The following is a 12,332-nucleotide window of genomic DNA, read 5'->3' on the forward strand; positions in this document are numbered from 1 at the left end:
CCCTTCTGATTTTTTAATCAATGCGACGAACGATGTTGGTCGTTGCGGCACCGTTTATCAAAGTGTTTTACCCACCAGTAGCGATCCGCCACCTGCTCGCGGCCGCCGATACGCGCGCCCACCAGCCACAACAGCGCGCCGACGAAGATACTCATGATGGCGCCGTGGGCGAAAAATTGCGGTAAATTGAACTGGGATACTTCAGCAATAATGGAGTATCCGACACCGCCGATCATCACGACCAGCCCCAGCCTCATAAAAAAGTTGCCCATTCTGTCCGCGCTTCTACGTTTCATATGCCACCTCCATGATTGCCATGTGCCAACCGGGATAACGCTGCAACTTGTTAACCCACTTTGATAAGTTAAGTATAGTCCTTGTTGCGGCAAGGGGATTGCGGAGGCGATCACAAATGGTAAAGAATTATTGACACTTCTTAACGCGCCGCTGAAAATTAGCGGACAAATTGAATTATTCAGCTAATGAATCATTCGTCTTTCTTACCTAAGGCGACGGCGGGATCGGATTTTGTCATTCGCCGCCCCGGCAGGTAGACTAAGGCCCTTTCCATTACCCTGATCATAGTGAATCTCCCAGTGAGCAGTATTAAATTGATAGTTGGCCTGGCCAACCCGGGCGCGGAATATGCCCAAACGCGCCACAACGCCGGCGCCTGGTACGTCGATCTGCTGGCCCAGCGCCACAATCAGCAGTTGAAAGAAGAGAGCAAGTTCTTCGGCTATACCGCTCGTTTGAACCTGGCGGGCAACGACGTGCGCCTGCTGGTGCCGACCACCTTCATGAACCTGAGCGGCAAAGCGGTGCTGGCGATGGCCAACTTCTACCGCATCGAACCAAACGAGATCCTGGTGGCGCACGACGAGCTGGATCTGCCGCCCGGCGTCGCCAAAATCAAGCTCGGCGGCGGCAACGGCGGCCACAACGGCCTGAAAGACATCCAGAACAAGTTCGGCAACAACCCGAACTTCTACCGCCTGCGCATCGGCATCGGCCATCCGGGCGACAAGAACAAGGTGGTGGGCTTCGTGCTCGGCAAGCCGCCGGCCAGCGAGCAGAAGATGATCGACGAAGCGATCGACGAGTCACTGCGCTGCACCGAGATGCTGATGAAGGACGGGCTGGAAAAAACCGTTCAGCGCCTGCACAGCTTCAAGGCGCAGGCCTGAACCTTGCCGCAGCGGGCGCCCTGCCCGCTGCCTGCTTCTAGCCGCGCGGGTTGAAGGTCTCCTCGCTCACGCGGCGGTCATCGGCGGTGAAGCCCTCTTCCGCCACGTAATACTGCGGATCGTCCAGCTCATGGCTGCAAAACGGCCCGGCGCGCTTAAGTAAACGCACGCAGTCGCCGCTCAGGTGGCGCAGCCGAATGCTTTTCCCCGCCGCCAGGTAACGCGCCGTCAGCTTATCGATCGCCTCTACGCCGCTGGAATCCATCACCCGGGTGCCGGCAAAATCCAGCACCACGTTCTGCGGATCGCTTTGCGGCTCGAACAGCTCGGCGAAAGCGGCGGCAGAGCCGAAGAACAGCGGGCCATCGAGCTGATACACCGCCACGTCGCCCGTTACCTGCCGCTGGCGCACGCGAATGCGCGCCTGCTGCCAGGCGAACACCAGCGCCGAGATAATCACCCCGCTGATCACCGCCACCGCCAGATCGGTAAAGATGGTGATCAGCGTGACGGCGAGCATCACCAGCGCGTCCGCCTTCGGCATACGGCGCAAACGGCGCAGCGAACTCCACTCGAAGGTGTTGTAACACACCACCAGCATCACCCCGGCCAGCGCCGCCACCGGCAGCAGGCCGATATAGCGCGACAGGCTGACCACGAACAGAATCAGCAGGATGGCGCCCACCGTGCCGGAGAGGCGCCCGCGCCCGCCCGAGGTGAAGTTGATGATCGACTGGCCGATCATCGCGCAGCCGGCGAAGCAGCCCAACAGGCCGCACACCGCGTTACCGGCGCCCTGCGCGATGCTTTCGCGATTGCCGTTGCCCTTCTTGCCGCCCATTTCATCCAGCACCGTCATGGTCAGCAGCGATTCAATCAAACCAACCAGGGCAATCACCACCGCATAGGGCAGCACCACCCGCACCATTTCCAGGGTGAACGGCGCCGTCGGCAGGCTGAAGTGCGGCAGCGCGCCGGAAATGTCCGCCAGATCGCCCACCCGCAGCGTGTGCAGATTGAGGCCGATCGCCAACGCCGAAACCACCAGCAGCGCCGCCAGCGAAGACGGAATGGCTTTGGTCAGGCGCGGGAACAGCACCACCACCGCAATCGCCAGCGCCACCAGGCCGTACATCAGCGGCCCCTGCCCGGCGATCATCTTCAGCTGCGCCAGCATGATGACGATCGCCAGACCGTTGACGAAGCCGTGGATCGCCGGCAGCGGCACCAGACGAATGAACTTGCCCAGCCGGAAGGCGCCGATCAGGATTTGAATGCCCCCGGCAAACAGCGTGGCCCACAGCACGTAGCCCATGCCGTACTGCGCCGCCAGGCTCATCAGCACCACCACAATGGAGCCGGCGGCGCCGGAAACCATGCCCGGCTTGCCGCCGAACAGCGCCGTGACCAGGCCGATAATAAACGCGGTGTGCAAACCGACGATCGGCGAAAGACCGGCGACCAGCGAAAAGCCGACCGCCTCGGGGATCATCGAAACCGCCACCACAAAGCCCGCCAGGACTTCATTTTTAACGTCCGCGATCCTGACGTTACTCAGGTTAAACATGCATTATTCACTTATGACAGATGACATCATCTCCCCGCGTAGCGGGTATGGGGTACCGCAAGGTGCGGCAGACTGCAGGCGGGCACAGCTCAGGGTGGCGTAGGCAAGAAATACATCCGGCGCGTTTCCTGTCGGTTAATCGGAACGGCCAGTATGGGTAAATGTGATCCAAATCTCAATCAAAAACCGGCCGCGGGCGCTGCGCTCGCCCCGGCCAAACAAGTCTGATCGAGATAAACGCCCATTACGTGTATAATGGCGGCATTATTTTGCCCTTTATGCAGTCGATTAAACCTAACCGGCTGATAGTTAAGATATTTAAGGTGATTACAACATGGGATTCAAATGCGGTATCGTCGGCCTGCCTAACGTAGGCAAATCCACCCTGTTCAACGCGTTGACCAAAGCGGGCATTGAAGCAGCCAACTTCCCGTTCTGCACCATTGAACCGAACACCGGTGTGGTGCCGATGCCCGATCCGCGTCTGGATAAGCTGGCCGAGATCGTCAAGCCGCAGCGCATTCTGCCGACCACCATGGAATTCGTCGACATCGCCGGCCTGGTGAAAGGCGCGTCCAAGGGTGAAGGCCTGGGCAACCAGTTCCTGACCAACATCCGCGAAACCGAAGCCATCGGCCACGTGGTGCGCTGCTTCGAGAACGACAACATCATTCACGTCAACAACAAGGTCGATCCGGCCGAAGACATCGATGTGATCAACACCGAGCTGGCGCTGTCTGACCTGGACACCTGCGAGCGCGCCATCCACCGCGTACAGAAGAAAGCCAAAGGCGGCGACAAAGACGCCAAAGCCGAGCTGGCGGCGCTGGAGAAATGCCTGCCGCACCTGGAAAACGCCGGCATGCTGCGCGCGCTGGATCTGAGCGACGAAGACAAAGCGGCGATCAAATACCTGAGCTTCCTGACTCTGAAGCCGACCATGTACATCGCCAACGTCAACGAAGACGGCTTCGAGAACAACCCGTACCTGGACACCGTGCGTAAAATCGCCGACGCCGAAGGCTCCGTGGTGGTTGCCGTGTGCGCCGCCGTGGAATCCGACATCGCCGAGCTGGAAGACGAAGATCGCGACGAGTTCATGGCCGAGCTGGGCCTGGAAGAGCCGGGCCTGAACCGCGTGATCCGCGCCGGTTATGAACTGCTGAACCTGCAGACCTACTTCACCGCCGGCGTGAAAGAAGTGCGCGCCTGGACCATCCCGGTCGGCGCCACCGCTCCGCAGGCGGCCGGCAAGATCCACACCGACTTCGAAAAAGGCTTTATCCGCGCGCAAACCATCTCTTATGATGACTTCATCACCTACAAGGGTGAGCAAGGCGCCAAAGAAGCCGGCAAAATGCGCTCCGAAGGTAAAGACTACATCGTCAAAGACGGCGACGTAATGAACTTCCTGTTCAACGTCTAAGCCCTTCCCCGCAGCATTGCTCTCGGCTGCCGGAAACGGAAAAATCCACGCTTCGGCGTGGATTTTTGTTTTTATCGCCCCTGACTCAGACTCCCCCATTTCCCCCTTCCACGCCGAGAGCCCGAAACACTGCCGCTGCAAAACCCGTTAACGGCGCGCTACAGCAGCGCAATCATCTTCAGCAATTCCACCCGATTGCGGGTGCCGAACTTCTTCCCGGCATTGTTGAGGTGCGAATAAACGGTTTTCGGGTGCAGGTTCAACCGCCGCGCGGTCAGGCGAATATCTTCCGTGCGCGCGGTTTCACACAGCACCGCCGCCTCGCCAGGCGTGATTGCCGCCGCCTGCTGCCGGTTCATCACGCGCCGCTCACCTTCCTCCTCACGGCAGACCAGCGCCGCGCAGGTTTCCCGCACCATCTGCAGCGTTTCCCGTTTGTGCAAAATCGCATCCGGCTGCGCCGCGGCGATAAACGCCAGGATCAGCGGCGAAGTCTTATCGATAAAGAACAGTAACCGGACATCTTTATATTCACCACGTGAATATTTAATGAAATTTAAATACGCCTCGAACCGGTAAATCTCCTGAGGAAACTCCGTAATAATTAAATCAGGCGCCGGAATTATATTTTTAATAATATTCATATTGGGTGAGGATAAGGTTATCACGCCGCCGCCCAGTAATGTTTTCATACCCAGCCGGCACAGCGGTGAACCGTCGATATAAATCACTCTCACTTTAATTCTCCTTATCAGCATGAAAGCATGCTTCCACACCTCAGGCGGCTTGTCGCTGCTCTTTTTTGGGGTAATTCGCCTGCAAAGCACACCGATATAAAACATCTTGATAACATGTTTTTCAAATAATCACGCAACCGTCAGCATGTTGATTAATACGCAAAAAAGGCATGAATGTTTCAAATTATTTCCACATAAAAAACTGGCGATCCAATAAAAACGCAACGCAATGATATAGATCTATTTTCTATTTTGTATGATATAAGCGCAAATGAAAAAAAATGTAACAACGGGCACCACAACCTTATTACTTCATTCAAAACATCTATAGGGAAAATTCTTAGTTTGTTAGGATGAAAATCCATGTTTGCCGACGCGTTTAAAAAACAATTGCGCAACATGATTAATCAACAACCGCACGTCAGTAATTTATTACTGTCAGGAAAGCTTTTATCTAAAGTAAATTAAAGGGCATTTCACATGAATGTTAAATTAGTCGCATTATCCATGCTGGCTCTCTCCGGCGCCTGTGCGGCCGCTTCGTCCAATACGGTGCAATTTAAAGGCGAAGTCAGCACGCAAACCTGCTCGGTGAATATTAACGGTAACCAATCCAATCCGGTCGTTCTGCTGCCGACCGTCGCCGCCAGCAAACTCGCCACCAAAGGCGCCACCGCCGGCGATACCACCTTCACCGTCAACGTGACCGGCTGTGCGGCGGCAACCAGCGATACGGCGATCAAAACCGTGCTGGCGGGCAACAACCCGACCACCAACGGCAATCTGGGCAACGCGGGCGATGCGGCCAAGGTGTCCATTCAACTGCTGGACAGCGACGCCACTACGCCGCTGTCGTTCGCCAGCGGTTCGACCGTCACCACGTCGGCGATGACGCTGGCGAAAGACGCCACCTCCACCTCGCAGAACCTGGTGGCTCGCTACTACGCGGAAGACACCGGCGTGGCGGCCGGATCGGTGATCGCCACCGCACAGTTCGCCATTAGCTACAAATAAGCCGGCGTCAGGCGCCATACCTGTTGATGCCAGCGCCGCCTCTCGCCGGGCGGCGCTGAATGACTCGCTCCCTTTATCGGTTCATGTTTATGCCGCAGATAACCCGCTCCGCCCGCCGATGGGCCGCCCTGTCGCTTTGCCTGGTGAGTTTTGCCGCTACCCACGCCTCGGCCAGCGTGACGCTGCTCGGCAACCGCGTGATCTACCCCGCCGAGGCGCGGGAAAAAACGCTGCAGTTCACCAATGACGACGGTACCCCGGCGCTGATGCAGATCTGGCTCGACATCAATAACCCCAAATCCACGCCGGAAAACGCCGATGCACCTTTCGTCGCCTCGCCGCAGATCTTCCGCATGAATCCGCACAGCGGGCAGATGGTGCGGCTGTCGTTCGTCGGCCAGCCGCTGCCGCGCGATCGCGAATCGCTGTTCTATCTCAACTTCCTGCAGGTGCCCGCCGTGCGCCAGACGGACAGCGACAAGAACAAACTGCTGCTGGTGGTCACCAATCGGCTGAAGGTGTTCTATCGCCCCGCCGGGCTGGCCGGCGACGCCAACCACGTCATCGATCGGCTCAGCCTGCGCCAGGCCGGCAACGCGCTGCGCGTCGACAACCCGACCGGCTACTACGCCAACGTCAGCCAGGCCGCGATCCTGAGCGGCGCGAAGCGCATCGCCATCCCGCAGGCGGATCTGATCCCGCCGTTTTCACAGGCCAGTTGGCCGGTGAATGGGGAGGTGCGGCAGGTCGCACTGCGCGTCATCAATGACTATGGGGTGGAAATCTCACGCACCCTGGACGTCGCGCGCTGAAACCAGACAGGGAGGTATTCATGTTCGATGCTCGCAAGGCGGCGCCGCTGCCCGCACGCTGGTGTTGCGCGCTGCTGGCGCTGCCGCTGGGCTGCGCCGCCGCCGACGGCTATACCTTCGATCCCGCGCTGCTGCGCGGCAGCGTGCTGAGCAACAGCGCCCTGAGCCAGTTCAACCAACAGGACGCCGTCGCTCCCGGCAGCTATCAGATCGATCTGTACCTCAATGGCCAGTTTCTCGAACGCGATCAAATTCGCTTCGTACGCGCAGGCAAGCGGGTGCTACCCTGTTTCGATCGGCCGCAGCTGGCGCGCTTCGGGTTGAAAAATCCGCCGACGGCCGCCGAAGCGGAATGCCTGCTGCCCGGCCGGGATCTGAAGGACATCACGGTGAACGCCGATATCTCGCGGCTGCGGCTGGATCTGAGCATTCCGCAGGCGCTGTTGAACGGCCGGCCGCGCGGCAGCGTCAATCCCGCCAGCCTGGACAGCGGCGAATCGATGGCCTTCGTCAATTACAACCTCAACCAGTACCACGTCAGTTACCGACAGGGGCAAACCCGCGATCTCGACTCGACCTACGCCAACCTGAACGGCGGCTTCAACCTCGGGCTATGGCGCTACCGCCAGCAGTCCAGCTACCGCTACGATCGGGAGTTCGGCGGCCATCTGGACACCAGCCGCCGCTACGTGCAGCGCGCGATCTTGCCCTGGCGCAGCGAAATGCTGTTGGGCGAAGGCTTTACCGACGGGCACTTCTTCTCCGGCCTGGGCTTTCGCGGCATTCAGCTCAGTTCGGACGACCGCATGCTGCCGGATTCGCAGCGCGGCTATGCGCCGGTGGTGCGCGGCGTGGCGAAAAGCAACGCGCGCGTGACGGTGCTGCAGGGCAAAAGCACGCTGTATGAAACCACCGTCGCGCCGGGGCCGTTCGCCATCAACGATCTGTACGCCACCAACTACGCCGGCGATCTCACCGTGGTGGTGACGGAAGCCGACGGCAGCGTCAGCACCTTCACCGTGCCGTTCGCCGCGGTGCCGGAATCCATCCGCCCCGGCCAGTCGCGCTACTCCGCGATCGTCGGCCGTTCCCGCTACGTCGGCGACAACGATCTGTTCAGCGAAGTGACCTGGCAGCACGGCCTGACCAACGCCCTGACCTTCAACCTCGGCAACCAGCTGGCGGACGGCTATCAGGCGATGATGCTGGGCGGCGTGTACAGCAGCTGGCTGGGCGCCTTCGGCATGGATACCACCTATTCCCACGCCAGCCTGCCGGACGGCGGCGCCGCCGGCTGGATGCTGCACCTCTCCTACAGCCGAACCTTCAGCCCGACGGACACCACCTTGTCCATCGCCGGCTACCGCTACTCCACCGAAGGCTTTCGCGATCTCAGCGACGTGCTCGGCGTGCGCCGCGCCGCCACCACCGGCCAAAACTGGCAGTCCGACTCCTACCGCCAGCGGTCGCGTTTCGAGGTCGCCGTCAATCAGGGAATGGGCGCGTTCGGCAGCCTGACGATGTCCGGCTCGACTCAGGACTACCGCGATCAGCGCGGCCGCGACAATCAGCTCCAGCTGGGTTGGGGGAAAACCTTCGGCAACGGCGTGGCGCTTAACCTCTCCGTCACCCGCACCCGCAGCCTGGGCTACAGCAACGGCGACTACCGCGGCTACGGGCCGCTGGATAACGTCTACAGCGCGCCGCTGGCGCAGAGCGCGCAGACCGTCACCGCCCTGTCGCTGAGCTTCCCGCTCGGGCGTTCGTCATCCGCCCCCAGCGTCTCGCTGTTGGCCAACCACAGCCAGGGCCAGGGCGGCAACTATCAGGCCGCGCTGTCGGGCAGCGTCGGCGACGAACAGCCGGTCAGCTACGGCCTGAACTTCACCACCGACGACGATCGCCAACAAAGCATCTGGGGCGGCAACCTGCAAACCCGTCTGCCTTACGCCAACGTCACCGGCTCGTTCTCCACCGCGCGCCAGTATCGACAAGGTTCCCTGTCGCTGCAGGGGGCAGTGGTGGCGCACCGCGGCGGCGTGACATTAGGGCCGTATGTCGGCGACACCTTCGCCCTGATCGAGGCGCCCGGCGCCAGCGGCGCACGGGTAATGGACGGCCAGGGGGCGCGCGTCGATCGCTTTGGCTACGCGCTGGCGCCGTCGCTGGTGCCCTATCACTACAACACCGTCGCGCTGAACCCCGAGGGCATGAACGACAAAGCGGAGCTGGAAGACGGCCAGCGGCGCGTCGCCCCGTACGCCGGCGCCACGGTGCGCCTGCGCTTCAACACCGTGCGCGGCCAGGCGCTATTGATCACCGCGCAGCGGCCCGATAACGCGCCGATCCCGATGGGCGCCAACGTCCTCGACGCGGCGGGCAACAGCGTGGGCATGGTCGGCCAAGCCAATCAGGTGTATCTGCGCAGCGACCGGAATGCCGGAGCGCTGACGCTGAACTGGGGCGACGCGCCCGGCCAACAGTGCACGCTGCATTACCGCCTGCCCGCCGGGGAAGACGGCCCGATTCAACGGCTCAGCGCCCCGTGCCGCTAGCCCGTTCACACTGATTCTCAGGAGAGACGATGAAACGCATTTCTTACCCGATCGCCGCCCTTGCTCTGCTCGCCCTGTCGCTGTGCGGCGCGCCCGCCGCGCTGGCGCAATGCACCCGGGTCGCCCCCTGGATCGATTCCGGTTGCGATCCCTGCGGGGTGGGCACGGCGCTGGGCCGGGTTAACCTGACCAGCACTTACCTGCAGCCCGTCGGCACGCCGCTGGGCACCAGCGTGTTCGATCTCACCTCCGGCACGCGCTATCCCGATCCCAACAAAGTGTTGTATGAGTGCGACGCCGGCGATGCGGGGCAAATCTATGAAGTCTTCGCCACCAACGGCGACGATCGCGTCGGCGGCTATTACGATCTGGGCGCCCAAGACGGTAACCCCAACTACTACGCCACCTACTTCCCCTACGTCGGCATCCGCCTGACCCATCTGGATTCCGGCAAGGTTTTTACCCGCTACTGGCAGTCGGCGCCGATTACCCGCTACGCCACCGTCGGCAGCAAAATTCAGATCCGGGTGAAAGACTTCAGCGCCATCCGCGCCGATCTGATCCGCATCAGCTCGCTGCCGGGCGCGGGCGCCAGCAACTACTGCGGCTACAGCGCCGGCAACCCGCTGGTGGGCATGGCCTCGACCACCGGCAATTCGAACTATACCTGCACGCAGCCGAACGGCTATGTCACCTTTCAGGGGCCCGGCATCGCCTCGGATCCTATCGGCAGCGACTCCGCCACCAACTACGCCACCTGGGGCACCGGGCGCTGGAACGCAATGGGCATGGGCACCGCACCAATCTCCTCATTGACCTATACCGCCACCTGCGTGGCGCGCAACGTCACGCCGCTGGTGATCCTGCCGACCATATCCGTCAGCCAGTTGACCGCCGGGCAAACCTCACAGGCGCAGTTCACCATCAATATCGAATGCGACAATGCCGCCGTGTCCGGCGTCAGCAGCAACAATACCGCCCTCGGCCTGCAGGTGCCGTATGAAAGCTATGTCGCGGCGCAGCAGCTGGGGCTAGTCAGCGCCAACGGCGGCGTGAGCTACCTGCTCTCCAGCGGCTACGGCACCGACAGCAGCGTCGCCACCGGCGTGGGCATCGCGCTCGCCAACGCCGGCAACGGCGCGCCGATGAACTTCGTCGGCTGGGCGCGCTGCAGCGCCGGGCAATGCCCGCAGGGCAACGACGCCGGCTGGTATCCGGTGCTCAACGGCGCCAGCGGCGGCGGCAGCACCGCGGCGGGGTTCACCCACTACACCACCCAGCTCACCGCCACGCTCGCCCGGCTGCCCGGGCAAACGGTCACCGCCGGCAAAGTGGACGCCAGGGCCTACGTCTGGGTTAAGGTGCAATGATGAGAAAGAAATATCTGACGATGGGATGCGCCCTGCTGCTGGCGCTGGCGGCCATGGGCGCGCAGGCGGGCATCATCGCCTCCGCCACTCGGGTGATTTTCCGCGAGGGCGACACGGAAAAAACCCTGATGTTGCTCAACACCAACGGCTATCCGATCGTGGCGCAAACCTGGGTCGATAACGGCGACGTCAACGCCGCCCCCGAACTGTCGCGCGCGCCGTTTGTCACCCTGCCCAGCGTATTCGCCCTGCCGCCTTCGGCGCTGAAAGGGCTGCGGATCCTGTTTGCCGGCGCGAACCTGCCCACCGACCGGGAGTCGGTGTTCTGGCTTAATCTGTATGAGATCCCGCCCAGCCAGCCGACCAGGCCGCCGCTGACGTCGCGCGTGACGCTGGCGATGAACACGCAGATGAAAATCTTCTACCGCCCCAAAGCGCTAAAGGGAAACGCCGAAAACGCGGCCGAGACCGTCTCGTTCTCGCTGCAAAAATCGCCGGGCGGCTATCTGCTGCGCTGTCACAACCGGTCGGCGTTTTATCTCTCCTTCGCCCGCATCGCCGTGCAAACCGGCAGGCGCGATTACCCGGTGCGGCAAGAAAGCGACATGATGACCGCGCCGTTCAGCATGCGGGATTATCACCTCGACGGCGTTGCGGCACCGACGCTCCCTTCTCAGATCACCGTTCAGGCCACCTTCATCAACGACCAGGGCCAGCAGATCGTCAAGTCCTACACAGCAACCCCATAACGATAAAAAGCAGTACATTTTTTAAGTACAGGAAATAGGGAAAAATGAGTCTAAGCAGATTCCAGCTACAGTTTCACCTGGAGAAACAGGCCAACAACATCAGGCAGTCACCGGCATTTCATACCGCCATCGTCAAACACGGGGAATTATTGAAGGAGACCTACAAGAAGCATCCGCTGTTTTACAAAATCATCTTCAGGAACAGCCGGTTCATCATTTGTTCCACCATCCTGTCCATTTACTACCACCAGCCCGCCGCCGGGCTGAAAGACATCAAAGCCTTTTTTAAAGGGAAGAACATCATCAGCGAGAACTCCCTGGACTCCTTTCTGTTCTTTTTGCGGGTCGGCCGCCGGCTGGAGGTCAAACCCTGTGAACATGACAAGCGCCAGCTGCGCTATAAGCCTACGCCGCACGCGCTGGCGGAAACCCAGGCGCTGATCGCCTCGATGGCGCTGCCCTACCAGGCGCTGGCGCCACAGATGCCTATCGCGGCGCTGCTGGCGGCGCCCGACTTTCTGCCCACCTTTTTCGCCGCCTACGGGCAGCTGATGCTCAAGGAGATTTACCTGATCGATCTGGTGCCGCAATCCGGGCTGTTTATCAGCAAGGACGCCGGCCACATGGTGCTGCTGATGCTGCATATCGAAAGCATCCGGCAGGATTCCCCCTTTCTGCTGCTCTCCTCGGCGAAAATCGCCAAGTCGTGCTCCGTCTCACGCGCGCACGTGAATCGCATTCTGCAGGCGGCGGAAAAATCCGGCCTGCTGACCACCACCAATAACGTGGTGATCGAACTCAACAGTTCGTTCTTTATCATGGCGGAGCGCTATTTCAGCCTCTATTTCGCGATGGTCGAATTCGGGCTTGAACGGGTTTGGCACACGCCGCAGGCCGCCGAGCCCCGCTGAGCCG

The 12,332-nt window shown here is 60.8% G+C and carries 11 protein-coding genes; 8 read left to right on the top strand and 3 right to left on the bottom strand.

All coding sequences use genetic code 11. The features are described from left to right. Positions 1-17: 17 nt before the first annotated feature. Positions 18-296: a stress-induced protein YchH gene (gene ychH, locus ACF8MC_RS05905; protein WP_353038792.1), complete on the bottom strand. Its 279-nt coding sequence runs from the start codon at positions 294-296 to the stop codon at positions 18-20. Between the two features lie 300 nt (positions 297-596). On the opposite strand from ychH, the gene pth reads away from it, so the two are divergent. Further along, complete coding sequence (gene pth, locus ACF8MC_RS05910; protein WP_004941053.1) at positions 597-1,187, top strand: aminoacyl-tRNA hydrolase; 591 nt, start codon at positions 597-599, stop codon at positions 1,185-1,187. 37 nt (positions 1,188-1,224) lie between these two features. Here the strand turns inward: pth and ACF8MC_RS05915 are convergent, their stop codons facing one another. After that, entirely contained in the window at positions 1,225-2,754 is a 1,530-nt protein-coding gene (locus ACF8MC_RS05915) for a SulP family inorganic anion transporter (RefSeq protein ID WP_164096380.1), read from the bottom strand. 334 nt (positions 2,755-3,088) lie between these two features. Here ACF8MC_RS05915 and ychF point away from each other — a divergent pair, with 334 nt between their 5' ends. Continuing rightward, on the top strand, positions 3,089-4,180 hold the full coding sequence (gene ychF / locus ACF8MC_RS05920) for a redox-regulated ATPase YchF (RefSeq protein ID WP_033638156.1): 1,092 nt from the start codon (positions 3,089-3,091) through the stop codon (positions 4,178-4,180). Between the two features lie 158 nt (positions 4,181-4,338). Here ychF and ACF8MC_RS05925 read toward each other — a convergent pair whose 3' ends face one another. Next, on the bottom strand, positions 4,339-5,022 hold the full coding sequence (locus tag ACF8MC_RS05925) for a helix-turn-helix transcriptional regulator (RefSeq protein WP_226871995.1): 684 nt from the start codon (positions 5,020-5,022) through the stop codon (positions 4,339-4,341). Between the two features lie 375 nt (positions 5,023-5,397). Here ACF8MC_RS05925 and ACF8MC_RS05930 point away from each other — a divergent pair, with 375 nt between their 5' ends. The 6 genes from ACF8MC_RS05930 to ACF8MC_RS05955 are packed head-to-tail and all read left to right on the top strand — an operon-like array spanning position 5,398 to position 12,328. Next, positions 5,398-5,931, top strand: a complete 534-nt coding sequence (locus tag ACF8MC_RS05930) for a fimbrial protein (protein ID WP_015377562.1) — start codon at positions 5,398-5,400, stop codon at positions 5,929-5,931. Between the two features lie 59 nt (positions 5,932-5,990). Next, complete coding sequence (locus tag ACF8MC_RS05935; protein ID WP_239506347.1) at positions 5,991-6,743, top strand: molecular chaperone; 753 nt, start codon at positions 5,991-5,993, stop codon at positions 6,741-6,743. A gap of 20 nt (positions 6,744-6,763) precedes the next feature. Continuing rightward, entirely contained in the window at positions 6,764-9,298 is a 2,535-nt protein-coding gene (locus ACF8MC_RS05940; RefSeq protein ID WP_164105083.1) for a fimbria/pilus outer membrane usher protein, read from the top strand. 29 nt (positions 9,299-9,327) lie between these two features. Further along, positions 9,328-10,668, top strand: coding sequence for a fimbrial protein (locus tag ACF8MC_RS05945; RefSeq protein ID WP_033638147.1), 1,341 nt, complete (start codon positions 9,328-9,330; stop codon positions 10,666-10,668). Beyond that, positions 10,668-11,417, top strand: a complete 750-nt coding sequence (locus tag ACF8MC_RS05950; RefSeq protein ID WP_164105082.1) for a molecular chaperone — start codon at positions 10,668-10,670, stop codon at positions 11,415-11,417. Before ACF8MC_RS05945 ends, ACF8MC_RS05950 begins: the two co-directional genes overlap by 1 nt. A gap of 44 nt (positions 11,418-11,461) precedes the next feature. Beyond that, positions 11,462-12,328 (top strand): hypothetical protein, encoded by an 867-nt coding sequence (locus ACF8MC_RS05955; RefSeq protein ID WP_103773953.1) that lies wholly within the window; start codon positions 11,462-11,464, stop codon positions 12,326-12,328. Positions 12,329-12,332: the final 4 nt, after the last annotated feature.

The sequence above is a fragment of the Serratia sp. LACPHL-BACT-2024-00286 genome (assembly GCF_043109535.1).
GTDB classification, from domain to species: Bacteria; Pseudomonadota; Gammaproteobacteria; order Enterobacterales; family Enterobacteriaceae; genus Serratia; species Serratia sarumanii.